Origin of the sequence: Sphingomonas sp. dw_22, from assembly GCF_018449795.1 — a bacterium.
Lineage (GTDB): Bacteria > Pseudomonadota > Alphaproteobacteria > Sphingomonadales > Sphingomonadaceae > Sphingomonas.
Genome location: NZ_JAAVVE010000005.1, coordinates 117,622 through 142,897 on the forward strand (window position 1 = coordinate 117,622; position 25,276 = coordinate 142,897).

Genomic DNA, 25,276 nt, shown 5'->3' on the forward strand with positions numbered 1-25,276 from the left:
CGACGATGATTACCGATTGGCATTTCTACGCGCTCGCCATCCCCGCCGTCATCCTGCTCGGCCTGTCCAAGGGCGGCTTCGTCGGGATGGGCGCGCTGTCGCTGCCTCTCCTCGCTTTCGCGATCGATCCGGTGCGCGCCGCCGCGATCACCCTGCCGATCCTGATCGCGCAGGATCTCGTCAGTGTCTGGGCGTTTCGCCGCACGGTGGACTGGCGGCTGATCGGCTGGATGATGCCGGGCTCGGTGCTCGGCATCTGGCTCGGCTATGCCTTTGCCGCCAGCGTCTCCCCGGTCGCGGTGATGGCGCTGGTGGGCGCGATCTCGATCCTGTTCGGCGTCTATCGGCTCTGGGCGGAATCGCATGCCGTTCCGCGCGAGGCGGCACGCTGGCCGGAATGGGTGGGGTCGGTGTTCGGCCTGCTCTCGGGCTTCACCAGCCAGGTCGCCCATGCCGGCCAGCCGCCCTTCCAGCTCTGGGTGCTTCCGCGAAACCTGTCGCGCGACATGCTGGTCGGCACCGCCGCGATCTATTTCGCCGTGACCAACTGGATGAAGGTGCCGGCCTATGCCGCGCTCGGCCAGTTCACCCGGGCGAACCTGCTCACCTCGGCGGCGTTGCTTCCGCTGGCGCTCGCCTCCACCCTGGCCGGCGTATGGCTGGTCCGCCGCGTGTCGCCCGATCGCTTCTATACCGCGATCTACCTGCTGATGATCCTGGTCGGCGCGGCGCTGATCTGGGAAGCGCTCATTTGATGCTTCCAATGTAGGATTTGCCGTGATCTGATCGCGGGCATGTACATCACCCCGCACCTCCCCCTGCGCGTCCGCGATGGGGCAGGCGGCGGCAAAGTGCACGAATGGCCCGCATCACCGCGCACTTTGGATGGAAAGGATCAGTCGAACAGGCTGGAGACCGAGCTTTCGTCCGCGATGCGGCGCACGGCCTCGGCCAGCAGCGGCGCGATCGTCAGGTGGCGGATCTTCTTGCTCTCCGAGATCACGGCGTGGTTGCCGATCGAATCGGTGATGACCAGCTCCAGCAGCGAGGAATTGTCGACCCGCGCCACCGCGCCGCCCGAAAGCACGCCGTGCGTGCAATAGGCCACCACGTCCTCGGCCCCCGCCGCCTTCAGCGCCGCCGCGGCGTTGCAGAGCGTGCCGGCCGAATCGACGATATCGTCGATCAGGATGCAGAAGCGCCCCTCGACCTGGCCGATGATGTTCATCACTTCGGATTCGCCCGGCCGCTCGCGGCGCTTGTCGACGATCGCCAGCGGCGCGTTGTCGAGCCGCTTGGCGAGCGCGCGGGCGCGGACCACGCCGCCCACGTCGGGCGAGACGACCATCCACTGCTTGTCCGGAAAGCGCGTCTGGATGTCGGCGGACATCACCGGCGCGGCGAACAGATTGTCGGTCGGGATGTCGAAGAATCCCTGGATCTGCCCGGCGTGGAGATCGACCGAGAGCACGCGATTGGCGCCCGCGGTGGTGATGAGGTTGGCGACCAGCTTGGCCGAGATCGGCGTGCGCGGTCCGGGCTTCCGGTCCTGGCGGGCATAGCCGAAATAGGGGAGGACCGCGGTGATCCGCTTGGCCGACGCGCGCTTCAGCGCGTCGATCATGATGAGCAGCTCCATCAGGTTGTCGTTCGCCGGATAGGCGGTCGACTGGAGCACGAACACGTCCTCGCCGCGCACATTCTCCAATATCTCGACGAAGATCTCCTCGTCGGCGAAGCGGCGGACATTCGCCTTGGTGAGCGGAATCTCGAGATAGTCCGCGATCGCCGAGGCGAGCGGCAGGTTCGAGTTGCCGGCCATCAATTTCATTTTCGTGATCTCCCGTTGGCCGCCTCTTAGGCACCGCAGTCGGGCGAGGTAAAGGGGCATTGCCGCTTACCGGGATAGCCCCTAGGTCGCGGCCATGACGGTCACCACCCGCTTCGCCCCCAGCCCGACCGGCGGCCTGCACGTCGGAAATCTGCGAACGGCGCTCCATAACTGGCTGTTCGCGCGCCGGCATGGCGGGCGGTTCCTGCTGCGCATCGACGATACCGATCTGGCGCGATCCGAGGAGCGCCATGTCGATTCGATCCGCGCCGATCTTGCCTGGCTGGGGCTCATCCCCGATGGCGAGGAGCGCCAGTCCGCCCGCTTCGATCGCTATGAGGCACGCTTCGCCGATCTGATCGCGGCAGGCCGCGTCTATCCGGCCTATGAGACCGCAGAGGAACTGGACCTCAAGCGCAAGGTGCTGCTCGGCCGCGGCCTGCCGCCGGTCTATGACCGCGCCGCGCTGGCGCTGAGCGACGCCGACCGCACCAGGCTGGAGGTGGAGGGCGTGCAGCCGCACTGGCGCTTCCGGCTCGATCACGAAGCGGGAATCGAATGGGACGATCTCGTCCGCGGCCCCCAGCGTTTCGATCCGAAGACGATGAGCGATCCCGTCGTCCGCCGTGCCGACGGCTCCTGGCTTTATCTGCTGCCCTCGGTGATCGACGATATCGACATGGGCGTCAGCCATGTCGTGCGCGGCGAGGATCATGTTTCCAACACCGCGACCCAGCTCCAGATGTTCTCCGCGCTGGGTGCCACGCCCCCGGCCTTCGCCCATGAAGCGCTGCTCACCGGCAATGAAGGCAAGCTCTCCAAGCGGCTAGGCTCGCTCGGCGTCGCGCATTTCCGCGAGATCGGCATCGAGCCCCAGGCGCTGATCGCGCTGCTCGCCCGGCTCGGCACCAGCGATCCGGTCGAGCCCTTCGCCGATCCCGCCCCGCTGATCGAGGGCTTCGATTTCGCCCGTTTCGGCCGTGCGCCCGCCCGTTTCGACGAAGCCGAGCTCGCCCAGCTCAACGCCCGGATCGTCCACCAGCTCGGCTTCGACCGCGTCGCCGCGCGCCTCCCCGCCGGCATGGACGCTGCGGCATGGGAAGTGATCCGCCCCAATCTCTCCACCGTCGCCGCGGCCGCGGACTGGTGGGCGGTGGTCGAAGGCCCCGTCGAGTCGCCCGCGCCGGCAGAGGAGGATCGCCCCTTCCTCGCCCGCGCCGCCGCGATCGCCGCCGCGATCGACTGGTCCGCGGATCCTTGGCACGCGCTCACCACCGCGCTCAAGGCAGAGACCGATCGCAAGGGCCGCGCGCTCTTCCTCCCCCTGCGCCTCGCGCTCACCGGCCGCGATCACGGGCCGGACATGGCCGCATTGCTGCCGCTGATCGGCAAGGATCGTGCGATCGCCCGCCTCTCGGCCGTGTGAACACGAAACTATTTGCCTATCACATGTCATGATGTAACATCACTGTGGCCGGCGCATCAGACCGGCACAGGAGATGGAGTGCAAGAAATGTACGCCAATCAAGGATACCAGCCCCCGCATTCGCGCGGCGTCAGCTTCAGTGCGGCGCTTGTGCTCAACGCGGCGCTCATCGCCGGCCTGATCTTCTCGGCGCCCGATTTCCTGCCCAAGCCGCCGCCGACGGTGCTCACCGGCACGAACATCCCGATCGAGAAGCCGCAGCCCGAACCGCCCAAGCCGCAACCCAAGGTAGACCAGCGCGACGTCGCCCGGGCGCCGCTCCCCACCGCGCCCGATCCGATCATCCCGACCAGGTCGGAGAACCCGACGGAGACGACGCCGATCATCTATCCGCCGCTGCCGCCTCAGCTCCCGGCTTCGGACACCGGACCGGTGGCCCAGCCCGAGCCGCCCAAGGCGCTGCCGCCGCTGGTCGGCGCGGCGCAGGATCCGCGCTATCTCCGCGACTTCCAGCCGGAATATCCCTCGTCCGAGCTGCGCGCCCAGCGCGACGGCCAGGTCAGCGTCCGCATCCTGATCGGCATCGACGGGCGCGTGAAGGCGGTCGAGCAGATCCGCGCCACCAGCACCGCATTCTTCGAGGCGACCAAGCGCCAGGCGCTCGGCAAGTGGCGCTTCAAGCCCGCCACGCGCGGCGGCGTTCCCGAGGAAAGCTGGAAGGTGATGAACGTCCGCTTCGAGCTCGAAAACGCCCGGTAGCACAGGCGTTGAATGCGGGGGCTGGTCCCGACGCCCCCGCATCCCTATCTTCGCCCGGAGATGACGTTCCTCAAATCCCTGTCCCCCCTGCGCGCGATTCGCGACCTGAGATTCTTCCTCGCGCAGCGCAAGCAGCATGAGCTCTGGTTCATGATGCTGTCGATGGCGATCACTTTCGTGATCCTGTGGATGTTCGTGAAGGATTCGCACATCGAATCTCCGTACAAGCGCAACATCATCTATGTGGAATCCTGGCCGATCACCCGCACCGACGAGCAGATCCGCGCCCAGCAGAAGATCGATCAGGCCAAGAAGCATATCGCCGAGGAAGAGCTGGAGAAGCGCCGCAAGGCGAAGCAGGCGGAGTTCCAGAAGGTCGACGATTGGCTGACCAGCCACGGCTTCTGAGCGACGTCCGCTGGATGGCGGCGGCGCTCGCGCTCTCGGAGCGCACCCGCGGCCGCACTGCGCCCAATCCCAATGTCGGCTGCGTGATCGTGAAGGCCGGCCGCGTCGTCGGCCGCGGCTGGACCCAGCCCGGCGGCCGTCCCCATGCCGAGGCGATGGCGCTGGCTCAGGCCGGCGAGTCCGCGCGCGGCGCCACCGCCTATGTGACGCTGGAGCCCTGCGCCCATGCCTCGCCGCGCGGCCCCGCCTGTAGCGGCCTGCTGGTCGAGGCGGGCGTCGCCCGCGTGGCGGTCGCGCTCGGCGACCCCGATCCGCGCACTGACGGCCAGGGCATCGCTCGCCTTCGCGGGGCAGGCATCGAAATCTCCGAACGCATCGGTGAAGGCGCCGCGCGCCGGGCGATGGCCGGCTTCCTCACACGCCGGGCGAAGGGCCGTCCCCAGGTCACGCTCAAGCTCGCCACGTCGCTCGACGGCCGCATCGCGCTTGCTTCGGGCGAGAGCCGCTGGATCACCGGGCCGGAAGCCCGCGCCCATGCCCATCTCGAACGTGCGCGCCACGAAGCGATCCTGGTCGGGCGGGGCACATATGACGCCGACGCGCCGAGCCTCGACGTCCGCCTGGCCGGACTGGAAGGCCGCTCGCCGCGCCGCCTGCTGCTTTCGACCGGGACGGCGCCGGAGGGCTGGAAAGCCGTTGCCGCTCCCGAGCGCATCGCCGATCTGGAGGGCGTGGATCACGTCCTGGTCGAAGGCGGTGCCGAAACCGCCGCTGCCTTCCTCCGCGCCGACCTGGTCGATCGCCTGCTTCTCTACCGCGCGCCGATCCTGATCGGCGCCGGCAAATCCGCGCTCGGTGATATCGGGCTCACCGATCTTGCTACGGCGCATAACCGCTGGAAACTGACCGATGCGCGCACGCTTGGCAGCGACCGGCTCGAAGTCTACGAGCGCGCTTGATGTTTACTGGAATCGTCTCCGATATCGGCCGGATCGAGGCCGCGGATCGCCAGGGCGACCTGCGCGTCCGCGTCTCCACCGCCTATGAAACCGACGGCATCGATCTCGGCGCCTCCGTCTCCTGTTCGGGCGTCTGCCTGACGGTGGTCGACAAGGGGCCGGGCTGGATGGCGTTCGACGTCTCGGGAGAGACGATCTCGCGCACCGCCGAGGGGCAATGGACCGCCGGCCGCAGCCTCAATCTCGAACGCGCGCTACGCCTCGGCGACGAGCTGGGCGGCCATATCGTCACCGGCCATGTCGACGGCATCGGCACGGTGAAGGATGTGCACGAGGAGGGCGGCTCGCACCGCGTCACCATCGCCGCCGGCCCCGAAATCGCTCCCTATGTCGCGCCGAAAGGCTCGATCACCGTCGACGGCGTCTCGCTGACCGTCAACGATGTGCGCGACACGGCCGAGGGCGTCGAATTCTACCTCAACATCATCCCCCATACCGCGTCGGTCACCACTTTCGGCGATCTGAAGCCTGGCCAGGCGGTCAATCTCGAGATCGACGTGCTCGCGCGCTATCTCCAGCGCATGGAGGCGCTTCGTGCCAAGTCCTGAACGATCCAATGCTCTCAGCCGCCTGCGCCACGGCTTTCTCTCCAGCCCCGAGGAGCTGATCGACGAGGCGCGCAACGGCCGCATGTTCATCCTGGTCGATGACGAGGATCGCGAGAATGAAGGCGATCTCGTCATCCCCGCCCAGATGGCGACGCCCGATGCGATCAACTTCATGGCCAAATATGGCCGCGGCCTGATCTGCCTGGCGCTCACCAAGGAGCGCGTCGACACCCTCGGCCTGGAGCTGATGAGCCGCGCCAACGGCACAAGGCACGAAACCGCCTTCACCGTCTCGATCGAGGCGCGCGAAGGCGTCACCACCGGAATTTCCGCGGCGGATCGCGCGCGCACCGTCTCGGTCGCGATCGATGCGTCGAAGGGCAAGGACGACATCGTCACTCCCGGCCATGTCTTCCCGCTGGTCGCGCGCGACGGCGGCGTGCTGGTCCGCACCGGCCATACCGAGGCGGCGGTGGACGTCGCGCGGCTGGCAGGGCTCAATCCCTCCGGCGTGATCTGCGAGATCATGAAGGACGACGGGACGATGGCGCGGATGGACGATCTCGTCCCCTTCGCCCAGTTCCACAATCTCAAGATCGGCACGATCCGCGACCTGATCGCCTATCGCCGCCGCCACGATCATCTGGTCGAGAAGCGCGCCGAGACCCGCTTCACCAGCGAATGGGGCGGCGAATGGACTGCGGTCACCTTCTGGAACAAGGCGACCGCCAGCGAGCAGGTCGCCCTGGTCAAGGGCAAGGTCGATCCTGCCAAGCCGACCCTGGTACGGATGCACGCGCTTTCGCCCTTCGGCGACATCTTCGGCGAATCGGGCGATCGCGGCGGGCTGCTCAGCCGCTCGATGGAAATCATCGGCCAGGAAGGCGCCGGCGTCGTCGTCGTCATCAACAAGCCGCGGCCGGACCAGTTCACCCTGGCGCTCCAGGCCCGCGAGGGTACGATCGCTGCCAAGGATATGGACGAGCTGCGCGATTACGGCGTCGGCGCGTCAATCCTTACCGAGCTCGGCGTGCAGGACATGGTCCTGCTCACCAACACCCACCACACCCTCATCGGTCTCGACGGCTATGGCCTGTCGATCGTCGGCGAGCGGCCGATCGATACGGATAGCTGATGGCAAAGATTCTCATCGTCGAAGCGCGTTTCTATGCGCACCTGAACGACCTGCTGCTGGCGGGCGCCCGCGCCGCGATCGAGGAAGCGGGGCACAGCCATGAGACGATCACCGTCCCCGGCGCGCTGGAGATTCCCGGCGCGGTTTCGATGGCGGCGGAGAGCGGCCGCTATGACGGCTTCGTTGCGCTGGGCGTGGTGATCCGCGGCGAGACCTATCATTTCGAGATCGTCGCGGGCGAAAGCGCGCGCGGGCTGATGGCGCTGTCGATGGACGGGCTGTGCGTCGGCAACGGCATCCTGACGGTCGAGAACGAGGCCCAGGCGCTGACGCGCGCGAAGCCGGACGAGAAGGACAAGGGCGGCGAGGCGGCCAAGGCGGCGCTGGCGATGCTGGCGCTCAAGAGCCGCTTCGGCTGACGCGCATGAAGCCGCCTGCCACTCGCTACCGCGTCGTGGAGAAGGGCCGGCGGCTCGTGGTGATCGATACGCTGACCGGTGCTCCGGTCAGCGAGCATGGCGACGGCACGCTGCCCGCCCAGCCGGTCCGGCGCAGCCCCGCGGGGGTCGATGACGGTTCGGTCTTCATCACCCGCGCCTGGTATGACGAAAAGGCGCCGCGCACCGTCCGATTGAACTATGCGACGCGCCAGCGGATCAAGAATATCCGCTTCGCCATCGCCCTGGCGGCGGCGATCTTTGTGGTGCTGCTCTTCCTGTTCTGGCCCTTTTCACTGATCCTGTTCGCCGTGCCGCTTGTGCAGCCGAAGCTGCACAAGCAGGCGCGCGGCGCGGTCACCCGCTGGATCGACGGCTTCGATCAGGCCGCCTGAGCCTCGTCCCAGCGCGGATAATCGGTATAGCCCTCGGCCCCGCCGACATAGAACAGGTTCTCGCGCGGCGGATTGAGAGGCAATTTCTCGGCGATGCGGCGCGGCAGGTCCGGATTGGCGAGGAAGGTGCGGCCGAACGCGATCGCATCGGCCTCGCCCGCGTCGAGCGCCGCCTGGGCATCGTCGCCATGATAATCGGCGTTGAGTGCCAACGGCCCCTTGAACACCTTGCGCATCAGCGGGTGGATCGGCGGATGGTCGGGCGCGCCGCGCGTGCCGCCGGGACGCGGCTCGCGCATCTCCAGGAAGGCGATGCCGATATCGTCCAGCGCCGCCGCGGCCGCTTCGAACAAGGGCGCCGGGTTGCTGTCGTTGACGCCCTGCACCTCGCCATTGGGCGATAGGCGGACGCCGGTGCGATCCGCGCCGATCGTGTCGACCACGCGCTGCGTCACTTCGCGCAGCAGCCGGATGCGGTTCGGGATCGACCCGCCATATTCGTCGTCGCGGAAATTCGAATTGTCGCGCAGGAACTGGTCGATCAGATAGCCGTTTGCGGCGTGGATCTGCACCCCGTCGAAGCCCGCGCGGATCGCGTTGCTCGCGGCATGGGCATAGTCGTCTAGGATGCCGGGGATCTCATCGACCCGTAGCGCCCGCGCCTGGCTATAGGGCCGCTGGATCTCGCCGCTGTCCTCGGCCGGATAGGTGCGCACCTTGCCCGGCGCGGTGGTCGCCGAGGCGGAGACCGGCGGCTCGCCGCCCAGGAAGTCCGAATGGACCAGCCGGCCCATATGCCAGAGCTGCGAGACGATCCGCCCGCCGGCATCGTGGACCGCCTGCACCACCGGCTTCCATGCCTCGACCTGCTCGTCGGTCCAGATGCCGGGCGCATAGGCCCAGCCCAGTCCCTGGCGGCTGATGCCGGTCGCCTCGGAGATGATGAGCCCCGCCCCGGCGCGCTGGGCGTAATATTCGGCCATGATCGGCGTCGGCACATGCTCGCGCGTCGCGCGGCCGCGGGTGAGCGGCGACATGAAGATGCGGTTCGGCGCGCGGATCGCGCCGAGCTGGATGGGATCGAACAGGCTCGGCATATCCAGGATAATCCCTTCTGTTGTGACGCAGCGAAAATAGGGCGCTACAGGGCGCCATGCACGATTCCGGCCCCCCAAGAAAAACTCTCCGCAACGAAACAGCGCATATGTTGCCGCTCGCCGCTTTGCTCGGGGGCAATATCGCGCTCGCTTTTGGTCCGTGGTTTGTCCGGCTCGCCGATGTGGGGCCGGTCGCGGCCGGATTCTGGCGGATCGCGCTCGCCGCGCCGGTGCTGGTCGCGCTCGCCTATGCCACGTCGCGGCGGCCGTTCGCGCATGTGCGCGCGCTTTGGCTGCCGGTGCTGTTCAGCGGCATCGCCTTCGCCGGCGATCTGGGGATGTGGCATCTCGGCATCCTGCGCACCACCCTCGCCAACGCCACCTTGTTCGGCAATTCGGCGATCCTGATGTTTCCGATCTACGGCTTCCTGGTCGCGCGCGCCTGGCCCACCCGCTCGCAGGGGATCGCGCTGCTCCTTGCCGCCGTCGGTGCCGCATTGCTGCTCGGCCGCTCCTATGAGCTTTCGCCCAAGAATCTCGCCGGCGATCTGCTCTGCCTGATCGCGGGCACGGTCTACACCGTCTATATCATCCTGATGTCCCGCGTCCGCTCGGCGATGGCGCCGATCCCGGTGCTTGCCCTGGCGACTCTCGCCAGCGCGCTGCCGCTGCTTCTGACTGCGCTGGCGCTTCATGAGACGATCTGGCCGGAGAAATGGGGGGTGCTGATCGGGCTCGCGCTCGCCAGCCAGGTGCTGGGCCAGGGGCTGATGATCTATGCGATCGGCCATCTCTCCCCGCTCGTTATCGGCATCGCTTTGCTCACCCAGCCGATCGTCGCCGGCGCCGTGGGCTGGCTGGCCTATGGCGAGCGGCTCGGCCTGCCCGATTTCATCGGCGCGGTGCTGGTGGCGATCGCGCTGGTGCTGGTCCGCGCCGGCGGGCCGCGGGTTGCTTCGGCCGACGGGGAGCCTAAACCGGCATGATGGACTTGGCTGACGCGACTCTCGACGAAATCCGCTCCGCTCTGGCGCCTGCCGTGGCCGCCAATGCCGCGTTCGACGGCTGGAACGCGCGCGCCGTGGATGCCGCCGCCGACGCTGCCGGCGTGGACCGCGACGTCGCGCATCTTGCCTTTTCCGGCGGCCCGCTCGCAATGATCGATGCCTGGTTCGCGCATGTCGATGCCGCCATGCGCGCCCGCTTCACGCCCGAGCAATTGGCGGCGATGAAGATCCGCGAGCGCATCACCGCCCTGGTCGAGGCGCGCCTGGATCTGGTCGCGGCGCATCGCGATGCGCTCGGCCGCGCGCTCGCGATCCTTGCCATGCCCCAGAACGTCGCCCGCGCCGCCCGCCTCGGCTGGCGCGCCGCCGATGCGATGTGGCGCGCCGCGGGCGACACCGCGACCGACTACAACCACTATACCAAGCGCGCGATCCTGGCCGGCGTCTATGGCGCCACCGTCACCGTGTTCCTCAACGACGAGAGCGAGGGCCATGCCGATACCAGCGCCTTCCTCGCGCGGCGGATCGAAGGCATCATGCGCTTCGAGAAGACCAAGGCGCAGTTCCTCGTCCGCGCCGCCCATCGCCCCAGCCTGTCGCGCTTCATCGGCCGGCTGCGTTATCCCGTGGTCTGATCGCAATCGGGAATTGCCCTACTAGCGCGACCCTCCGGTTATTGATAATTAGTCGCAGCATGAATGCCCCCGCTGCGATTCCCGTGCCCGTTCGTCTCGCACATCTCCCGCGCCAGCATCCCGGCACGGTCTCGTCCGTCGATTGGGATCGGCTTGCCGAGCCCGAGGCGCGGCGCCTGCGCGAGCTGGGGCTCGACGAAGGCGTCGAGGTCGAGCTGCTTCACCGTTCGGGCCTGCTCGGCGGCGGACCCGTGGCCTGCCGGATCGGCCGCATGACCGTGGCGCTGCGCCGCCATGTCGCCGCCGCGATTCACGTCCTGCCGCCGGCCGCCTGACATGAACCCTGCACCGCTGGTTGCGCTGGTCGGCAACCCCAATGCCGGCAAGAGCGCGCTGTTCAACGCGCTGACCGGCGCGCGCCAGAAGGTCGGCAACTATCCCGGCGTCACCGTCGAGCGCCATGCCGGCCGCCTGTCGCTGCCCGATGGCCGCCCGGTCGAGCTGCTCGACCTGCCCGGCGCCTACAGCCTCGATCCGTCGAGCCCCGATGAGGCGGTGACGCGCGACGTGCTGTTCGGCCGCCAGGCCGGGGAGCGGCTGCCCGATGCGATCCTCACCGTGATCGATGCGTCGAACCTCGACAATCACCTGCGCTTCACGCTCCAGCTCATCGCGCTGGGCCTGCCGATCGTCGTCGCGCTCAACATGGTCGATCTCGCCGAGCGCGACGGGCTGGTGCTCAACGCGCAGGCGCTGGAGCGCGAGCTCGGCGTGCCCGTCGTTCCCACCGTCGCCGTGCGCCGCCGCGGGCTCGACGATCTCAAGACCCGGCTCGGCGAAGTGGTGAGGACCGTCCACAAGGTGCGCCCCAGCCCGGGCGTGGAGCACGATATCGTCGTCCTCCAGCGCCGCGCCCGCCAGATCGCCACCGCCGTCACCGTCTCGGAGACCGCCGCGCGCCGCTGGACCCACCGGCTCGACGCCATCGCGCTCCACCCCGTTTCCGGGCCGATCATCCTGCTCGGCCTGATGTTCCTGATGTTCCAGGCGGTGTTCGCCTGGTCGGAGACGCCGATCGGCTGGATCGAGAGCGGCATGGCCTGGCTCTCCGATGCGATCGGCGGCATCCTGCCCCAGGGGGTGCTGCACTCGCTGATAATCGACGGCGTCATCGCCGGCGTCGGCGCGGTGGTGGTGTTCCTGCCGCAGATCCTGATCCTGTTCGCCTTTATTCTGGTGCTGGAGGCGACCGGCTATATGGTCCGCGCCGCCTTCCTGATGGACCGGGTGATGGCGAGCGTCGGCCTGTCGGGCCGCGCCTTCATTCCCCTGCTCTCCAGCTTCGCCTGCGCCGTCCCCGGCATCATGGCGACGCGTACCATCGCGGACGAGAAGGACCGGCTCACCACCATCCTGATCGCCCCGCTGATGACCTGCTCGGCGCGCCTTCCGGTCTATACGATCATCATCGGCGCGATGATTCCCGATCGGAACGTGCTGCCCGGCGTTGGCCTGCAGGGGCTTGTCCTGTTCGCGCTCTATATCCTCGGCATCGTCGGCGCCTTCTGCGCGGCGCTGGTGCTCCGCCGCACGGTCACCAAGGGCGCGACCAGCGGCTTCATGATGGAGATGCCGAAATACCAGCTCCCGCGCCTGCGCGACGTGGCGCTCGGCCTGGTGCAGCGCGCCGAGATATTCCTCAAGCGTGCCGGCACGATCATCCTGTTCACGACGGTCGTGCTCTGGGCGCTGCTGAGCTTCCCCAAGCCGCCCGAGGGGAGCGGTATCTCCAAGGTCGATTATTCGATTGCCGGCCGCATCGGCAACGGTCTCCAGACGCTCGTCGCGCCGATCGGCTTCAACCGCGACATCGCGCTCGCGCTGATCCCGGCGATGGCCGCGCGCGAAGTCGCGGTCGCCGCGATCGGCACCGTCTATGCGGTCGACAATCCCGACGATGCGGCGGGTGAGGCAACGATCCGCCAGAATCTCCAGGCGCACTGGACGCTGCCCACCGCGCTCGCCTTCCTGATGTGGTTCGTCTTCGCGCCGCAATGCATCTCGACGATCGCGGTCACGCGGCGGGAGACCAATGGCTGGAAATGGCCCGCCTTCATGGTCGGCTATCTGTTCGCGCTCGCCTATGTCGCGGCCGGCATCACCTATTGGAGCGCGGTGGGGCTGGGACTTTAGGGTCTCAATCCCGCTTCGAATCGTCGAGCAGCCGGTCGATCTTCGCGGTCTCGGCGGAGTCCGCGGCTTTCTCCGCTTTGGTCCTGCCGAAGCGCACGCGATTTTCCTGTGCACGAACTGGCTTGTCCGCCCGTGCCTTGGCCTTGCGCGCCTTGTTCAGATTGATGATCTCGGCCATATCGTCCCTCTACTCGATTACAGATTTCAAGGCGGAGTTTCCATGGCGGGCAGTGTTAACAAGGTGATCCTGGTCGGAAATCTCGGCCGCGATCCCGAATCGCGCAGTTTCCAGAACGGCGGCAAGGTGGTCGAGCTGCGCATCGCCACCTCGGAAAGCTGGAAGGACCGCGCCACCGGCGAGCGCAAGGAAAAGACCGAGTGGCATACCGTAAAGGTCTTCAACGAAGGCCTGGCCAATGTCGCCGAGAAATATCTGCGCAAGGGCAGCAAGGTCTATATCGAAGGCGCCTTGCAGACCCGCAAGTGGCAGGACCAGTCGGGTGCGGACCGCTATTCGACCGAGATCATACTCCAGGGCTTCAATTCGGTGCTGACCATGCTCGACGGCGCGCCCGGCCAGGGCGGCGGCGCGGCGCGCGGCGGCAGCAGCGGCGGTGACGATTGGGCCGGCAGCGGTGGCGACGAATTCTCCGGCCAGTCCTCCAGCCGCGGCGGCAATTTCAACGGTGGCGGACAGCGTGGCGCCGCCGCTCCCGGCGGCAGCGGTGGAAGCGGCTTCGGCGGCGGTGGCTTCCCCGACGATCTCGACGACGACGTGCCGTTCTGAGCCGGGTCCGGGAGAGCGCGATGCGACAGGCGGTGCTGGCGGCGGGGCTGTTGCTGGCGGCGTGCGGCGGCTCTCCCAAGTCCACCGACGATCCGGTCGCCCAGAATGTCGCCGTGGCGGCTGCCGGGGGCACGCCTGCCGCGCTCACCGCGGCCACCGATTGCGGCCAGGCGCCGCCCGATTTCGTGCCGCTCTATACCGATGCGAAGATCACTACCTGCATCTCCGGGCCGGACGGGCAGAAGAATCATGTCAGCGGCACGATCGTCTATCTGACCAAGGCAAAGCCCGCCGAAGTGCTCGGCTGGTCGCGCGGCCAGGCCAATGCCTCGGGCCTCGGCCAGCGCCTTGCCACCGACAAGATGTATTCCGCCGGGGAGGAACGCCGGCGCAGCCTGATGGTGGTCGTCGATACGGTGAACGGCCAGACCCGCGTGACCGTCAACTGGGGCAAGGACATCTAGGCCGGGCGAACAATCCCTTACCACGCAGGATACCGCCTGGGTCTGCGGGCCGATCAGGCTTCGACGATCTCCGCCACGCCGAACCTGCCCGCCCGATAATCGGCATAGGCCTGGTGGATCTCCTCGATCGTGTTCATCACGAACGGCCCGTGTGCCGCGATCGGCTCGTCGATCGGATCGGCATGGCCGAACAGGAACAGCGCGGGCTCATGCGCGGCGATCGTCACCGAGCCGCCCTCGTCCAGCTCGGCCAGGTTGAATTGCGGGATGCGGGTGCCCGCCACCTCGATGGCGCCGCGCGCGGAATAGAGGAACACGTCGCGCCCAAGCAGCCCCTCGAACGTCACTTCCGCGCCGGGCCGCACCTCGACCCAGGTCAGGAATACACCGCTCAGCGATTCGATCGCACCGGCCTGCCCCTCGAATTCGCCTGAAACGAGATGGACCCTGGCCTTGTCCGTCTCTACCGCCGGGATCGCATCGGCCTGTACGCCCACATAGCGCGGGCGCGTCATCTTCAGCCGGGCTGGCAGGTTCACCCAGAGCTGGAGGATCTCCATCGGCCCGCCGTCGCGTCGGAAATCGGCGGGCGAGACCTCGGCATGGACGATGCCGCTGCCCGCGGTCATCCACTGCACGCCGCCCTTGCGGATGACGCTCTCATGCCAGGCCGAATCGGTATGCGCCAGTTCGCCCTCCAGGATGAAGGTCACCGTCTCGAAGCCGCGATGCGGATGCGGACCGAAGGGCAGGCCGCGATTGTTCGGCGGATAGAGCTGCGGTCCATGATGGTTGAGGAACAGGAAGGCGCCGACATTGCCGATCGCAGGCCCCGGCACCGGCCGGTGCGTCACCAGGTCGCCGATATCGTCGCGGATCGCGGGGTGCAGGCGCATCACGGTGCGGCGGGTCATGCCTCTTCCTTGCCGAGCAGGAACACGGCGTGTTCTGCGAGCAGGTTCGCCATCGCCGATCCGGTCTGCTGGTCGCCTGAGAGGAACCAGCAGCCCTGGATCGCGATCCCGCGCTCCTTCAGCAGCGCGCGGAAATCGTCGACCGTGACATGGTGGATATTGGGCGTGGCATACCATTTGAGCGGCAGCAGCCGCGTCACCGGCATCCGCCCACCGAACAGCAGCGAGGCGCGCACCCGCCAATGCGCGAAATTGGGGAAGGAGACGAAGGCCTGGTGGCCGATGCGCAGCAGTTGCTCCAGCACCCAGTCGGGCCGTTTCGTCGTCTGGAGCGTCTGGCTGAGGATCGCATAGTCGAAGCTGGCATCGGGATAGTCGGCCAGGTCGCTTTCGGCATCGCCCTGCACCACCGAAAGCCCGCGGGCCATGGCGGCGGCGACATTGTCGGGATCGATCTCCAGCCCGCGCGCATCGACGCCGCGCTCGTCGCGCAGTGCCGCCATCAGCGCCCCGTCGCCACAGCCGACATCGAGCACACGGGCACCGGGCGCGACATTGGCGGCGATGACGGCAAGGTCGGGACGCAGGCTCATCGCTCGTACAAATCCACGAAGTGCCGTTCCATGCAGCGCTCGGGATGCGGGATCGGCGTCCAGCCGAGCTTGGCATAGACCGGCTGCATGTCGCGGGTGAACAGCAGCCAGCGGCGCAGGCCCTGGAGCTCGGGATGCCCCTGCAGCGCCTCTAGCATCTGCCGTGCCAGCCCCTGGCCACGATGCGCCGGCAGCACGAACACGTCGGCCAGATAGGCGAAGGTCGCCCGATCGGTGATGAGCCGGGCGAACGCGACCTGCTCGTTCTCCTCGTCGAACATGCCGACGCACAGGCTGTTCGCCACCGCGGCCTCGACGATGTGGCGCGGAATGCCCTTCGACCAATAGGCGCCGCTCAGGAAGGCATGGATCAGGTCGATCTGCTGGTCGGCGGGATCGAAGGAAAGCCGGTAACCCATCATGCCTCTCCCGCGCGGAGGAAGCCGCCGATCACCCGATCGAGCTCGGGGCTTTCGAGCAGGAAGGCGTCATGTCCGAAGGGCGACTTCAGTTCGACGAAGCTCGCCCGCGCCCCCGCAGCGTTCAGCGCATGGACGATCGTGCGCGATTCGGAGGTGGGATAGAGCCAGTCGGTGTCGAAGCTCACCAGGCAGAAGCGCGGCGGCGAGCCCCGGAACGCATTGGCGAGCATCCCGCCATGCTCCTCGGCCAGGTCGAAATAATCGAGCGCGCGGGTGATGTAGAGATAGGAATTGGCGTCGAACCGATCGACGAAGCTCAGCCCCTGGTGGCGCAGATAGCTCTCCACCTGGAAATCGGCGTCGAAGCCGAAGGTCTTGCTCTCGCGGCTCTGGAGCTTGCGGCCGAACTTGGCGGTGAGGCCCGCTTCGGAGAGATAGGTGATGTGCGCCGCCATCCGCGCCACCGCGAGGCCGGCGGTCGGCGGATCGTTGGATTCGTAATAATCGCCGCCGCGCCATTTGGGATCGGCCATCACCGCCTGGCGGCCGACTTCGTGGAAGGCGATGTTCTGCGCCGAATGCCGCGCGGCGCTGGCGATCACCACGGCCGAGGCAACGCGCTCGGGGCAGGTCGCGGCCCAGCTCAGCGCCTGCATCCCACCCATCGATCCGCCGACCACCGCGAACAGCCGCGCGACGCCGAGATGGTCGAGCAGCATCGCCTGGGCGCGCACCATGTCGCGGATGGTGATGACGGGGAAGGTCATCGCCCAGGGCTTGCCGGTGGCGGGGTTGATGCTGGCCGGCCCCGACGAGCCGAGGCAGCTTCCGAGCACGTTCGAGCTGATGACGAAATAGCGGTCGGTGTCGATCGGCTTGCCCGGTCCCACCATCCGCGCCCACCAGCCGGGCTTGCCGGTCACGGGGTGGGTGGAGGCGACATGCTGGTCGCCGGTCAGTGCATGGCAGACGAGGATCGCATTGCCGCCGTCGGGTGCCAGCGTGCCATAGGTTTCATAGGCGATATCGACCGGCGACAGCAGCACGCCGCCATCGAGGCGCAGCGGCCCCGGCAGCGTCACCGAGCGGGCAAGCCCGAACTTTGGGCCGAAGCGCGGATCGTCGGACATGGCGCCTGACTAGGGATGCGCGGTCCCCGGTTCAAGCGGCGTGGCGCAGCGCCCGCTTGCCGGTGACGGCTTCCGCCGCGAGCCGCCCGGTCTGCGCGGCGCCGTTCATATAGCCGGGCCAGGCGTCCGACAGATGCTCGCCGGCGAACAGGATGCTGCCGGTGCCGGCGACCTGGGTGGCGCCGTGTCCTTCGTCTTCCAGCCACATCAGATGGCCGAAGCGGGTGAGCTGGCCGGGCGCGAAGGTCGAATAGGCGCCGAGCGTCAGCGGGTCGCGATGCCAGGCGGTGCGGCGGAACGGACCTGTGCGAGTCGCCGCGCCGATACCCGGCAGGGCGGATTCGGCGCTGGCGGCGAAGTGCTGGGCCAGCGCCTCGGGACTGTCGTCCGCATCGACTTCGTTGCCGCCCAGGAACCAGGTCCAGACGGGATCGACGGTATCGGTGAGGTGGACGCTGCCATCCCAGCCCAGCGCATAGCCGGCATCCGCCGCGCTCTGCCAAAGCTCGCCGCCTGTACCCATCGGCGCCTTCCAGACGGCCTCGGTGGCCCGGGCCTGCACCTTCTCGTTCCGGCCCAGTTCCATTGCCGCGATATAGGCCCGCCAGGCCGAAGGCAGCGGCACCGCGAAGTCGATCTGCCGCGTGATCGGCGCGGGGACGGCGAGGATCACAGTCTCTGCTTCGGTGGTCGAGCCGTCGAGGAAGGAGAGAGTGAGGTCCTCCCGCGCCGACCGGATGCCGAGCAGGCGCTTGCCGGTGCTGATCCGACCGCGCTGCGCCTCCGCCATTGCCTCGACCAGCGCGCTGCTGCCGCCCCGGATCGCGAAGCGTTCGTCCGATTCGCCGAGCACTTCGATGCGCTGCCCGTCGACCGTGGGCAGGTTCCAGATCAGCGTGATCGCCGATGCCTTGTCAGGCTCGACGCCATATTCGGTGCGGCTGGTCGCTTCGAGCAGGTCGAGGACCCAGGCGTCCGGCATCAGTGCGGCGTGGCGCTGGAGATAGCCGCGGATCGAGAGGCGATCGAGCTCGGCGGCGATGCGCGGGCTGCGGTCGATCCGGTCCGCGTCGCGGGCGATCTGCGCGGCGATCGGGCGCAGCGCCTCGGCGAGCGAATCCTCGGCCACCACATGGCTGCCCGCCAGGATCAGCGTGCGGTGCGGCTCGGCCTTGCGGTCGATCAGTTCGATGCCGAACCGGCCGGCCAGCGCGTGCATGTCGGCATGATCGGTGTTGACCAGTTGCCCGCCCGCTTCGAACGGCGTGCCCTGAGCCGGGCGATGCGTGAACATCCGCCCGCCGCTCCGCCCGCGCGCCTCGTAGAGATGCGCGTCCACGCCCGCCTCGCGCAGATGGTGGAGCGCGCTGAGCCCCGCCATTCCACCGCCGACGATCGCGACGCGGCCGCCGCGAAAGGCGTGGGCTGGGCGGGGAAGCGCGGGGACCAGCCCCGCCGCGACCAGCCCCTTGAGCAAAGCCCGCCGTGTCGTGCCCGGGCTCCCGGCTGTCGGCGGTGCCTCGCCCGCCTCGCGCAGATTGCTTCGCCGCGCTGCCTCCAGCGCCTGCCACAAACCGGTGCCTGCCCGCATGCCGCCCTCCGCACAGTTTTGCACAGCTTGCCATTCGCCGGGCATTCCGCCAATCCGCCCGGCCATGAACGTACCTACACCCAAGCCGTGGATCATGGGAATCGCCCCCTATATTCCGGGGCGGTCGACCACCGATGACGGCCGCAAGGTCGCCAAGCTCTCGTCCAACGAGAACCCGTTCGGCACGTCCGACGCGGCACGCGCCGCCTTTGCGGCCGAGGCGACGCAGCTCGAGCGCTATCCCGATGCCGCCGCCGCCGATCTGCGCGCGGCGATCGGCGCGCATTACGGGCTCGATCCGGCGCGGATCATCTACGGCACCGGATCGGACGAGGTTCTGCACCTTGCCGCCGGCACCTTTGCCGGGGTGGGCGACGAGGTGATCTACGTCCGCTACGGCTTCTCGGTCTACGACATCGCCGCGCGCCGCGTCGGCGCGACGCCGGTGGTCGCGCCGGACAGGGATTATGCGACCGACGTCGATGCGATCCTCGCCTGCGTGACCGACAGGACGCGGATCGTCTATGTCGCCAATCCGAACAACCCGACCGGCACCTACACGACCAGGGCCGAGATCGCCCGGCTCCATGCGGGGCTGCCGGCGGACGTGCTGCTGGTGCTCGACCAGGCCTATACCGAATATCTCGATCCCGAGGACGATGATGGCGGGCTGGAGCTCGCCCGGACGACCGGGAACGTGCTGGTCACGCGCACCTTCTCCAAGATCTTCGGCCTCGCCTCGGAGCGGGTCGGCTGGGGCTATGGCGCGGCGGAGATGATCGGGGCGATGCACCGCATCCGCGCGCCGTTCAACTTCTCGACCGCGGCGCAGAAGGCGGCGATCGCGGCGCTGGGCGCCACCGACTTCGTCGAGCGGAGCTATCGCCACAATCGCGAGTGGCGCGGCTGGTTCGCCGGGCAGATCGAGGCGCTGGGCAACAAGGGGCTGCGCGCGGTCCCGTCCAAGGCCAATTTCCAGCTCGTGCTGTTCGAAGGCGAAGCGCGCGCCGAGACGGCGTACAAGGCGCTGATGGACAAGGGCTATATCGTCCGCTGGCTGCCCGGGCAGGGCCTGCCGCATGGGCTGCGCATCACCATCGGCACCGAGGACGAGATCCGGGGCGTCGCCGCGGCGCTGCGCGAGATCGTGGGCGGCTGAGCGATGCTGCCCTTCGCCCGCGTCACCGTCATCGGCCTCGGCCTGATCGGCTCGTCGATCGCGCGCGCGGTCCGGCAGAACATGCCGACGGTGCGGCTGACCGGCTATGACGCCGATCCGGCGGTGCGCGAGACCGCCGTGCGCATCGAGCTTTGCGACGATGTGGCCGACAGCGCCGGCGCGGCGGTGATCGACGCCGATCTGGTGATCCTGTGCGTTCCCGTCGGCGCGATGGGCGAGGCGGCGGCGGAGATCGCGGCGGACCTGCCGGCCGAGGCGATCGTCAGCGATGTCGGATCGTGCAAGGAAAGCGTGATCGAGGCGGTGCGCGCGGTGCTTCCGAACACCGTGTTCGTGCCCGCGCATCCGGTGGCGGGCACCGAGAACAGCGGGCCGGAGGCCGGCTTCGCCACGCTGTTCCACCATCGCTGGTGCATCGTCACCCCGCCCGAGGGGACCGATCCACTCGCGATCGAGCGGGTCTCCGAATTCTGGCGGCGGCTGGGCGCGCTGGTCGAGACGATGGCGCCCGACCATCACGACCGGGTGCTCGCGGTCACCAGCCACCTGCCGCACCTCATCGCCTATACCATCGTCGGCACCGCTTCGGACATGGAGGAAGTCACCCAGTCCGAGGTCATCAAATATTCGGCGGGCGGCTTCCGCGATTTCACCCGCATCGCCGCGTCCGATCCGACGATGTGGCGCGACGTGTTCCTCGCCAATCGCGAAGCGGTGCTCGACATGCTCCAGCGCTTCTCGGAGGATCTGAGCGCGCTCCAGCGGGCGATACGCTGGGGCAAGGGCGACGAATTGTTCGACCTGTTCACCAAGACCCGCGCCATCCGCCGCTCGATCATCGAGCAGGGCCAGGACGATGCCGCACCCGATTTCGGACGCGCGCACGATTGATCCCGGCCCGGATCGGTTGACACGGTTGACACCGGTATTGCGAAAAATCCTTCTTCCCCGATTTTCGGATTCCGGGGGACCAGCGATGAGAAAGAGCCGCGCGGAGGCTGGCAGGCGAAATCCTACATTGGAAGCCTAATCGTTCAGCCGGTTGATCCCGGCATGGACCAGTGCCTCGGCCTCGGCGCGGGGGAGGCCGGGGGGGATCGGCTCGCCGAAGCGGAAGGTGATGATGCCGGCGCGCTTCGGACCCTTGCGGGGCCAGACATGGCCGCTCCTAACGGCGATCGGCACGACCGGCAGGCCGAGTATCCGGTAAAGGCCGGCAAAGCCCGAGCGCAGCGGCGGCGCCTCGCCGGGCAGGACTCGGGTGCCCTCGGGGAAGATCATCACCGAGCGGCCCTCGGCCAGCGCCACCTTGGCGTCCTTCATCATCGCGCGGAGCGCCGACGCGCTGGCGGTGCGATCGACCACGATCACGCCGTAGCGCCGCGCCGCCCAACCCCAGATCGGGATCATCGTCAGCTCGCGCTTCATCACCGTGGCGGGCGAGCCGAGCAGGCGGGTGAGCTCCATCGCCTCGAAGATCGATTCATGCTTGGCCGCGAACAATACCGGGCCGGGCGGGATCGTGCCTTCGATCCGCGTGTGGATGCCGAGGATGCTCGCCGCCGACCAGCGCAGCAGCGACACCCAGGCCATCGCATAGCGGCGCAGCGCCATCCCGCCCACCAGGCCGACGACCGGCACGAACAGCACCATCGGCACCGACAGGCCGTAGAAGACGATCGCGAAGGCCAGCGTGCGCAGCCAGGCCATCAGTCGGCGCCCAGCCACAGCGCCACGCGGCGCACCAGCAGCTTGTGATATTCGCGGAACAGCATCGCATAGCCGGGGCGGCTGCGCACCCCGTCGCCGACGATCTCCACGCCGGCCAGCGTGTGCGAAAGCTCCATCCGGGCACGAGCCATGTGCCAGTCCGACGTCACCAGCCGCACGCTCTTGTAGCGATGCTGGCGCACCCAGCGGGCGGTCTCCTCGGCATTGGAGCGGGTGTCGACCGATTCATGGCCGAGATCGACGCAGCAAGCGAACAGCTCGCGGTCGTTCTTGAACTGGGCAGCCAGCTCGTGCGGGCGGACATCGGGATCGACGCCGCTCACCAGCATCCGCTCGGCATCGCCGGCGCGCAGCACGTCGAGCCCGCGCGCGATGCGGCCGGAGCCGCCGGTCAGCACCACGATCGCATCGGTCCTGCGCCCGTCGAGCGGCTTGCCGAGCGTCAGCAGGAAGACGCCGAACCCCACCGCCCAGGCGAGGACCAGCAGCACGACGAGGCGCCAGATCACAGAATCCTCCGCAGCGCGCCGAGCACCGCCAGCCGCGCCGCCACCGTCGCGAGCAGCGCGAAGCCGAGCGGCAGGAGCAGCAGCAGGAACCAGTCGCGCGGCTGGAGCGCGACGCCGCCCAGCATCTCCGATCCGAGCGCAGCCATCCGCGACTGGAGCAGCCAGACGAGCGCCATCGCCGCCACGGTGCCGCCGAGCCCGCCGACGAGCGTGTCGAAGGCGATGCGCCGCTGGAAGAGGCGCGCGACCTGGATATCGGTGGACCCGAGCATGTGGAGCACTTCGATCGTGTCGCGGTGCGTGTCCAGCCCCGATCGTGCCGCGAGCAGCACGACGGCGGCGGTCGCGGCGGCGATCAGCAGCATCAGCCCGGCGGCGAGCAGCGTCATCGTCGTCATGAAATCGCGCACCGGCGACAGCCATTGGGCGTGGCGATCGACCCGCGCGCCCGGGGCGATCCGCCGCGCGGCCCGTTCGACGGCGGCACTGTCGCCGCGTGCCAAGTCGACGTCGATCATCGCCGGCATCGGCAGGTCGGGATCGAGCCCCGCATCGCCGAGCCAGGGCTTGAGCAGCTCGGCCAGATGTGCGCGATCGGCTTCGCGGACGCGGGTGACGCCCGGCAATTTGCGGATCTCGGCGAGGACGGCGGCGGCCTGGGCGTCGCGGCGCTGGGGATCGGGCTCGACGATCTGGACGGTCAGCCGCCCGGCGAGATCGCGGTCGAGCTGGGCGGTGGCGGCGAACATGCCGAGACCCAGCGCGCCGGCCAGCACGGTGAGGAACACCATGATCGCCATGATCCAGATCATCGCGCGGGTGCGCCGCCCTTCGTCGAGCAGGCGGCGATCGGCGGCGTTGGGATTGAGCTGGAGCCTCATGGCCGCCCCGGCGGATTGCGCAGCGCGCCGGTGGGATCGCTCACCCGCCCCTTCTCCAGCCGCATCATGTGTGCGCTCGGGATGCGGTTGATGAGGTGGAAGTCGTGCGTGGCGACGACGACGGTGGTGCCCAGCCGATTGAGCGAATCGAACAGGTGGAGCAGCCGCTCGGCCATGTCGGGATCGACGTTGCCGGTGGGTTCGTCGGCGACGAGGATCTCGGGCCGGCCGATCACCGCGCGGGCGATGGCGATGCGCTGCTGCTCGCCGCCCGACAGCGTGGGAGGGCGCGCGCGGCCGCGATCGGTGAGGCCCACCCATTCGAGCATCTCGCGCACCGGCGCCTCGATATCGCCTTCGGAGACGCCGGCGACGCGCAGCGGCAGGGCGATATTGTCATAGGCGGAAAGGTGCGGGACCAGCCGGAAATCCTGGAACACCACGCCGATGCGGCGGCGGAAGCCGGGCAGGCGCTGGCGGGGGAGCGCGCCGGCATCCTCGCCGAACAGGCGAACCGTGCCGCGCGTCGGCCGCTGGGCGAGGTAAAGCAGCTTGAGCAGCGAGGTCTTGCCCGCGCCGGAGGGGCCGGTGAGGAAATAGAAGGCGCCGGTGCTGAGCGTGAAGCTCACGTCCGAAAGCGTCTCCGGTCCCGTCCCGTAGCGCAGGCCGACATTCTCGAATTGAACGATGTTCGCCATGCGCCGCTCGGCCGTCCTCCCTATCCGTTCGGCCGGCCAGCCATCGCACAGCCGCCGGGGAGGCTCAAGTCGTCCGGCTGGAGGCAAAGATGGCGTGACTCTTGCTGCGCCGAGTCGTTGGGGTTAGAATCGCGTTCAGCGGCCAGGGGTTGCCGCTCAGCGAGAACAAGCAATGATCCTGGAATGCAGCCAGTGCCGTACCCGGTACCTCGTCCCCGACAGCGCGATCGGCGAGGGGCGCACGGTGCGGTGCGCGAGCTGCAAGCATAGCTGGTTCCAGGCGCCCGAGATCCTCGACCTCGCCACCCGCGCCGCGCCGGGCGACGGCCAGCCGGCGCCTGCCGTCCAGCGCGAGGCCACGCCGCCGCCACCCGAGCCGCCCCGGGTCTTCGAGGATCCGGTGGCAGCCGCGCCGGACGTTCCCGATTACGATCCCTTCGCGCCGCAGCCGCCGTTCAAGCCGCGCCGCAATCCCGCGCGGCGTTGGACCGTGGCGGCGATCGTCGCCGGCGTGTCGATGCTGCTCGGCACCGCCGCCATCCTCTATTCGGGCGCGCCGGGGATCGCCGCGCAGCTGGGGCTCGGCATCGGCGGCGAAGTGAATACGCCCCTGCTCTTCACCGACAAGGCGGTGGAGCGGCGGACCATGGCCAATGGCAGCGAGCTGTTCATGGTCTCGGGCAAGGTGGTCAATCCCACGGGCAGCAGGCAATCGGTGCCCGATATCCGCGTGGAGCTGACCGACGCGCATGACCGGCTGGTCTATAGCTGGCGGATCACCCCGCAGGTCCGCGCGCTCGACGGCAAGGGCACGATCGAGTTCAACGGCGCCAAGGTGGACGTGCCGGCCAGCGCCAAGGTGGTGCAGCTCAGCTTTGCGAGCGAAATCGGCGGCTAGGGTCCGCATTCAATACCGGCGACGGTCGTGACGGAGCGGATTGGGCGCACGGCCAGGAGTGAGGAGGGAGCGATGCCGAAGCATCGTGACCGACGAGCGACGCCGCCGTGCGCCCAATCCGCCCGCCGCTTTGCGGTCGCCCGGAGAGCTGCGCTGGACGGCGTCGCTTGCTTGCGCGTAGCTTCAGCTACGCGACTGCGCGGCGCTCCTTGCCAGCGCCGCTCTCCGGGCGATCACGGCCATCGCCGGTATTGAATGCGGACCCCAACCCAGGCCAGGCGGCTGCCGTTGAGCAGGGCGGCGACGACCATGCCGATGCCGGAGGCGAAGACCAGCGCGTTGGGGCCCATGTCGAGATGGACGAGCCATAGCCCGACGCCGCCGGTGATGACGAAGAAGGCGATGATGCCGTTGACGCCCGCCGCGACCTGATCGCCGAGCGAGCGCAGCGCATAGACGAACACCACCTGCATCCCGTCGAACAGGATGAACGGCCCCCAGACCGGCAGCATCGCGATCGCCATGGTATGGACTGCGGGGGTGGCGGGGAACAGGTCCACCACCGGCGCGGGCGCGGCGATCAGCAGC

At 68.4% G+C, this 25,276-nt stretch carries 30 protein-coding genes and 1 pseudogene; 18 read left to right on the top strand and 13 right to left on the bottom strand.

Features of this window, described 5'->3' with window-relative positions; genetic code table 11:
• Positions 1-5: 5 nt before the first annotated feature.
• On the top strand, positions 6-755 hold the full coding sequence (locus tag HB724_RS03990) for a sulfite exporter TauE/SafE family protein (RefSeq protein WP_213979610.1): 750 nt from the start codon (positions 6-8) through the stop codon (positions 753-755).
• A gap of 140 nt (positions 756-895) precedes the next feature.
• Here HB724_RS03990 and HB724_RS03995 read toward each other — a convergent pair whose 3' ends face one another.
• On the bottom strand, positions 896-1,831 hold the full coding sequence (locus HB724_RS03995) for a ribose-phosphate pyrophosphokinase (protein ID WP_213979611.1): 936 nt from the start codon (positions 1,829-1,831) through the stop codon (positions 896-898).
• Positions 1,832-1,925: 94 nt separating this feature from the next.
• On the opposite strand from HB724_RS03995, the gene gltX reads away from it, so the two are divergent.
• The 8 genes from gltX (at position 1,926) to HB724_RS04035 (ending at position 7,958) form a co-directional block, all read left to right on the top strand.
• Positions 1,926-3,257 carry a glutamate--tRNA ligase gene (gltX, locus tag HB724_RS04000; RefSeq protein WP_213979612.1) on the top strand — a complete coding sequence of 444 codons (1,332 nt, stop codon included), beginning with the start codon at positions 1,926-1,928 and terminating at the stop codon, positions 3,255-3,257.
• A gap of 87 nt (positions 3,258-3,344) precedes the next feature.
• A complete protein-coding gene (locus HB724_RS04005) occupies positions 3,345-4,016 on the top strand; it encodes an energy transducer TonB (protein ID WP_213979613.1) in 672 nt (223 codons plus the stop codon).
• Positions 4,017-4,076: 60 nt separating this feature from the next.
• Positions 4,077-4,424, top strand: a complete 348-nt coding sequence (locus HB724_RS04010) for a hypothetical protein (RefSeq protein ID WP_213979614.1) — start codon at positions 4,077-4,079, stop codon at positions 4,422-4,424.
• A 14-nt stretch (positions 4,425-4,438) separates the two neighbouring features.
• Positions 4,439-5,383 (top strand): bifunctional diaminohydroxyphosphoribosylaminopyrimidine deaminase/5-amino-6-(5-phosphoribosylamino)uracil reductase RibD, encoded by a 945-nt coding sequence (ribD, locus tag HB724_RS04015; RefSeq protein WP_213979647.1) that lies wholly within the window; start codon positions 4,439-4,441, stop codon positions 5,381-5,383.
• Positions 5,383-5,991: a riboflavin synthase gene (locus tag HB724_RS04020; RefSeq protein ID WP_213979615.1), complete on the top strand. Its 609-nt coding sequence runs from the start codon at positions 5,383-5,385 to the stop codon at positions 5,989-5,991. Before ribD ends, HB724_RS04020 begins: the two co-directional genes overlap by 1 nt.
• Positions 5,978-7,126: a 3,4-dihydroxy-2-butanone-4-phosphate synthase gene (gene ribB / locus HB724_RS04025; protein ID WP_346344662.1), complete on the top strand. Its 1,149-nt coding sequence runs from the start codon at positions 5,978-5,980 to the stop codon at positions 7,124-7,126. Before HB724_RS04020 ends, ribB begins: the two co-directional genes overlap by 14 nt.
• Complete coding sequence (gene ribH / locus HB724_RS04030) at positions 7,126-7,545, top strand: 6,7-dimethyl-8-ribityllumazine synthase (RefSeq protein ID WP_213979616.1); 420 nt, start codon at positions 7,126-7,128, stop codon at positions 7,543-7,545. The genes ribB and ribH overlap by 1 nt, the downstream gene beginning before the upstream one ends.
• A gap of 5 nt (positions 7,546-7,550) precedes the next feature.
• The gene (locus tag HB724_RS04035) at positions 7,551-7,958 is read left to right on the top strand and encodes a hypothetical protein (RefSeq protein WP_213979617.1); all 408 of its coding nucleotides are present in this window, start codon (positions 7,551-7,553) and stop codon (positions 7,956-7,958) included.
• Here HB724_RS04035 and HB724_RS04040 read toward each other — a convergent pair.
• Complete coding sequence (locus tag HB724_RS04040) at positions 7,946-9,055, bottom strand: alkene reductase (RefSeq protein WP_213979618.1); 1,110 nt, start codon at positions 9,053-9,055, stop codon at positions 7,946-7,948. The genes HB724_RS04035 and HB724_RS04040 overlap by 13 nt on opposite strands.
• Positions 9,056-9,162: 107 nt before the next feature.
• Between HB724_RS04040 and HB724_RS04045 the strand changes: the two genes are divergently transcribed.
• Genes HB724_RS04045 through HB724_RS04060 form a run of 4 tightly spaced genes read left to right on the top strand, consistent with a single transcriptional unit; the run spans position 9,163 to position 12,890 of the window.
• Positions 9,163-10,041: a DMT family transporter gene (locus HB724_RS04045; protein WP_256731305.1), complete on the top strand. Its 879-nt coding sequence runs from the start codon at positions 9,163-9,165 to the stop codon at positions 10,039-10,041.
• Entirely contained in the window at positions 10,041-10,697 is a 657-nt protein-coding gene (locus tag HB724_RS04050) for a COQ9 family protein (RefSeq protein ID WP_213979620.1), read from the top strand. The genes HB724_RS04045 and HB724_RS04050 overlap by 1 nt, the downstream gene beginning before the upstream one ends.
• 59 nt (positions 10,698-10,756) lie before the next feature.
• A complete protein-coding gene (locus HB724_RS04055) occupies positions 10,757-11,032 on the top strand; it encodes a FeoA family protein (RefSeq protein WP_213979621.1) in 276 nt (91 codons plus the stop codon).
• Position 11,033: 1 nt separating this feature from the next.
• A complete protein-coding gene (locus HB724_RS04060; RefSeq protein ID WP_213979622.1) occupies positions 11,034-12,890 on the top strand; it encodes a ferrous iron transporter B in 1,857 nt (618 codons plus the stop codon).
• Between the two features lie 4 nt (positions 12,891-12,894).
• On the opposite strand, the gene HB724_RS04065 is transcribed toward HB724_RS04060, so the two are convergent.
• Positions 12,895-13,068, bottom strand: coding sequence for a DUF4169 family protein (locus tag HB724_RS04065; protein WP_213979623.1), 174 nt, complete (start codon positions 13,066-13,068; stop codon positions 12,895-12,897).
• Positions 13,069-13,110: 42 nt separating this feature from the next.
• Between HB724_RS04065 and ssb the strand changes: the two genes are divergently transcribed.
• Positions 13,111-13,677, top strand: coding sequence for a single-stranded DNA-binding protein (gene ssb / locus HB724_RS04070; protein ID WP_213979624.1), 567 nt, complete (start codon positions 13,111-13,113; stop codon positions 13,675-13,677).
• 20 nt (positions 13,678-13,697) lie between these two features.
• Positions 13,698-14,141: a hypothetical protein gene (locus HB724_RS04075; protein ID WP_213979625.1), complete on the top strand. Its 444-nt coding sequence runs from the start codon at positions 13,698-13,700 to the stop codon at positions 14,139-14,141.
• Between the two features lie 53 nt (positions 14,142-14,194).
• On the opposite strand, the gene HB724_RS04080 is transcribed toward HB724_RS04075, so the two are convergent.
• From HB724_RS04080 to HB724_RS04100, 5 genes are read right to left on the bottom strand one after another with little or no spacing between them, the layout of a single operon-like run.
• The gene (locus HB724_RS04080; RefSeq protein ID WP_213979626.1) at positions 14,195-15,055 is read right to left on the bottom strand and encodes a pirin family protein; all 861 of its coding nucleotides are present in this window, start codon (positions 15,053-15,055) and stop codon (positions 14,195-14,197) included.
• Positions 15,052-15,648 carry a methionine biosynthesis protein MetW gene (gene metW, locus HB724_RS04085; RefSeq protein ID WP_213979627.1) on the bottom strand — a complete coding sequence of 199 codons (597 nt, stop codon included), beginning with the start codon at positions 15,646-15,648 and terminating at the stop codon, positions 15,052-15,054. The genes HB724_RS04080 and metW overlap by 4 nt, the downstream gene beginning before the upstream one ends.
• Positions 15,645-16,067 carry a GNAT family N-acetyltransferase gene (locus HB724_RS04090; RefSeq protein WP_213979628.1) on the bottom strand — a complete coding sequence of 141 codons (423 nt, stop codon included), beginning with the start codon at positions 16,065-16,067 and terminating at the stop codon, positions 15,645-15,647. Before HB724_RS04090 ends, metW begins: the two co-directional genes overlap by 4 nt.
• Positions 16,067-17,200: a homoserine O-acetyltransferase gene (locus HB724_RS04095; RefSeq protein WP_213979629.1), complete on the bottom strand. Its 1,134-nt coding sequence runs from the start codon at positions 17,198-17,200 to the stop codon at positions 16,067-16,069. The genes HB724_RS04090 and HB724_RS04095 overlap by 1 nt, the downstream gene beginning before the upstream one ends.
• Positions 17,201-17,231: 31 nt before the next feature.
• A complete protein-coding gene (locus tag HB724_RS04100) occupies positions 17,232-18,791 on the bottom strand; it encodes an NAD(P)/FAD-dependent oxidoreductase (RefSeq protein WP_213979630.1) in 1,560 nt (519 codons plus the stop codon).
• A gap of 64 nt (positions 18,792-18,855) precedes the next feature.
• Between HB724_RS04100 and hisC the strand changes: the two genes are divergently transcribed.
• Both hisC and HB724_RS04110 read left to right on the top strand, forming a co-directional pair.
• Positions 18,856-19,950 carry a histidinol-phosphate transaminase gene (hisC, locus tag HB724_RS04105; RefSeq protein WP_213979631.1) on the top strand — a complete coding sequence of 365 codons (1,095 nt, stop codon included), beginning with the start codon at positions 18,856-18,858 and terminating at the stop codon, positions 19,948-19,950.
• A gap of 3 nt (positions 19,951-19,953) precedes the next feature.
• Positions 19,954-20,862 (top strand): prephenate/arogenate dehydrogenase family protein, encoded by a 909-nt coding sequence (locus tag HB724_RS04110; protein WP_213979632.1) that lies wholly within the window; start codon positions 19,954-19,956, stop codon positions 20,860-20,862.
• 135 nt (positions 20,863-20,997) lie between these two features.
• On the opposite strand, the gene HB724_RS04115 is transcribed toward HB724_RS04110, so the two are convergent.
• The 4 genes from HB724_RS04115 to ftsE are packed head-to-tail and all read right to left on the bottom strand — an operon-like array spanning position 20,998 to position 23,790.
• On the bottom strand, positions 20,998-21,681 hold the full coding sequence (locus tag HB724_RS04115; RefSeq protein WP_213979633.1) for a lysophospholipid acyltransferase family protein: 684 nt from the start codon (positions 21,679-21,681) through the stop codon (positions 20,998-21,000).
• Positions 21,681-22,211, bottom strand: a complete 531-nt coding sequence (locus HB724_RS04120) for an ElyC/SanA/YdcF family protein (RefSeq protein ID WP_213979634.1) — start codon at positions 22,209-22,211, stop codon at positions 21,681-21,683. Before HB724_RS04120 ends, HB724_RS04115 begins: the two co-directional genes overlap by 1 nt.
• Positions 22,208-23,092 (bottom strand): FtsX-like permease family protein, encoded by an 885-nt coding sequence (locus HB724_RS04125; protein ID WP_213979635.1) that lies wholly within the window; start codon positions 23,090-23,092, stop codon positions 22,208-22,210. The genes HB724_RS04120 and HB724_RS04125 overlap by 4 nt, the downstream gene beginning before the upstream one ends.
• A complete protein-coding gene (gene ftsE / locus HB724_RS04130; protein WP_213979636.1) occupies positions 23,089-23,790 on the bottom strand; it encodes a cell division ATP-binding protein FtsE in 702 nt (233 codons plus the stop codon). Before ftsE ends, HB724_RS04125 begins: the two co-directional genes overlap by 4 nt.
• Positions 23,791-23,962: 172 nt before the next feature.
• Here ftsE and HB724_RS04135 point away from each other — a divergent pair, with 172 nt between their 5' ends.
• Positions 23,963-24,688 carry an MJ0042-type zinc finger domain-containing protein gene (locus HB724_RS04135; RefSeq protein WP_213979637.1) on the top strand — a complete coding sequence of 242 codons (726 nt, stop codon included), beginning with the start codon at positions 23,963-23,965 and terminating at the stop codon, positions 24,686-24,688.
• A 233-nt stretch (positions 24,689-24,921) separates the two neighbouring features.
• Here the strand turns inward: HB724_RS04135 and HB724_RS04140 are convergent.
• A pseudogene (locus HB724_RS04140) lies at positions 24,922-25,276 on the bottom strand (MATE family efflux transporter); the annotation flags it as partial.

Bases quoted from the DNA above. Each gene is read 5' to 3' on its own strand.
- HB724_RS03990 (WP_213979610.1), top strand. From the start codon at position 6: ATGATTACCGATTGGCATTTCTACGCGCTCGCCATCCCCGCCGTCATC.
- HB724_RS03995 (WP_213979611.1), bottom strand. From the start codon at position 1,831: ATGAAATTGATGGCCGGCAACTCGAACCTGCCGCTCGCCTCGGCGATC.
- gltX (WP_213979612.1), top strand. From the start codon at position 1,926: ATGACGGTCACCACCCGCTTCGCCCCCAGCCCGACCGGCGGCCTGCAC.
- HB724_RS04005 (WP_213979613.1), top strand. From the start codon at position 3,345: ATGTACGCCAATCAAGGATACCAGCCCCCGCATTCGCGCGGCGTCAGC.
- HB724_RS04010 (WP_213979614.1), top strand. From the start codon at position 4,077: ATGACGTTCCTCAAATCCCTGTCCCCCCTGCGCGCGATTCGCGACCTG.
- ribD (WP_213979647.1), top strand. From the start codon at position 4,439: ATGGCGGCGGCGCTCGCGCTCTCGGAGCGCACCCGCGGCCGCACTGCG.
- HB724_RS04020 (WP_213979615.1), top strand. From the start codon at position 5,383: ATGTTTACTGGAATCGTCTCCGATATCGGCCGGATCGAGGCCGCGGAT.
- ribH (WP_213979616.1), top strand. From the start codon at position 7,126: ATGGCAAAGATTCTCATCGTCGAAGCGCGTTTCTATGCGCACCTGAAC.
- HB724_RS04035 (WP_213979617.1), top strand. From the start codon at position 7,551: ATGAAGCCGCCTGCCACTCGCTACCGCGTCGTGGAGAAGGGCCGGCGG.
- HB724_RS04040 (WP_213979618.1), bottom strand. From the start codon at position 9,055: ATGCCGAGCCTGTTCGATCCCATCCAGCTCGGCGCGATCCGCGCGCCG.
- HB724_RS04045 (WP_256731305.1), top strand. From the start codon at position 9,163: ATGTTGCCGCTCGCCGCTTTGCTCGGGGGCAATATCGCGCTCGCTTTT.
- HB724_RS04050 (WP_213979620.1), top strand. From the start codon at position 10,041: ATGGACTTGGCTGACGCGACTCTCGACGAAATCCGCTCCGCTCTGGCG.
- HB724_RS04055 (WP_213979621.1), top strand. From the start codon at position 10,757: ATGAATGCCCCCGCTGCGATTCCCGTGCCCGTTCGTCTCGCACATCTC.
- HB724_RS04060 (WP_213979622.1), top strand. From the start codon at position 11,034: ATGAACCCTGCACCGCTGGTTGCGCTGGTCGGCAACCCCAATGCCGGC.
- HB724_RS04065 (WP_213979623.1), bottom strand. From the start codon at position 13,068: ATGGCCGAGATCATCAATCTGAACAAGGCGCGCAAGGCCAAGGCACGG.
- ssb (WP_213979624.1), top strand. From the start codon at position 13,111: ATGGCGGGCAGTGTTAACAAGGTGATCCTGGTCGGAAATCTCGGCCGC.
- HB724_RS04075 (WP_213979625.1), top strand. From the start codon at position 13,698: ATGCGACAGGCGGTGCTGGCGGCGGGGCTGTTGCTGGCGGCGTGCGGC.
- HB724_RS04080 (WP_213979626.1), bottom strand. From the start codon at position 15,055: ATGACCCGCCGCACCGTGATGCGCCTGCACCCCGCGATCCGCGACGAT.
- metW (WP_213979627.1), bottom strand. From the start codon at position 15,648: ATGAGCCTGCGTCCCGACCTTGCCGTCATCGCCGCCAATGTCGCGCCC.
- HB724_RS04090 (WP_213979628.1), bottom strand. From the start codon at position 16,067: ATGGGTTACCGGCTTTCCTTCGATCCCGCCGACCAGCAGATCGACCTG.
- HB724_RS04095 (WP_213979629.1), bottom strand. From the start codon at position 17,200: ATGTCCGACGATCCGCGCTTCGGCCCAAAGTTCGGGCTTGCCCGCTCG.
- HB724_RS04100 (WP_213979630.1), bottom strand. From the start codon at position 18,791: ATGCGGGCAGGCACCGGTTTGTGGCAGGCGCTGGAGGCAGCGCGGCGA.
- hisC (WP_213979631.1), top strand. From the start codon at position 18,856: ATGAACGTACCTACACCCAAGCCGTGGATCATGGGAATCGCCCCCTAT.
- HB724_RS04110 (WP_213979632.1), top strand. From the start codon at position 19,954: ATGCTGCCCTTCGCCCGCGTCACCGTCATCGGCCTCGGCCTGATCGGC.
- HB724_RS04115 (WP_213979633.1), bottom strand. From the start codon at position 21,681: ATGGCCTGGCTGCGCACGCTGGCCTTCGCGATCGTCTTCTACGGCCTG.
- HB724_RS04125 (WP_213979635.1), bottom strand. From the start codon at position 23,092: ATGAGGCTCCAGCTCAATCCCAACGCCGCCGATCGCCGCCTGCTCGAC.
- ftsE (WP_213979636.1), bottom strand. From the start codon at position 23,790: ATGGCGAACATCGTTCAATTCGAGAATGTCGGCCTGCGCTACGGGACG.
- HB724_RS04135 (WP_213979637.1), top strand. From the start codon at position 23,963: ATGATCCTGGAATGCAGCCAGTGCCGTACCCGGTACCTCGTCCCCGAC.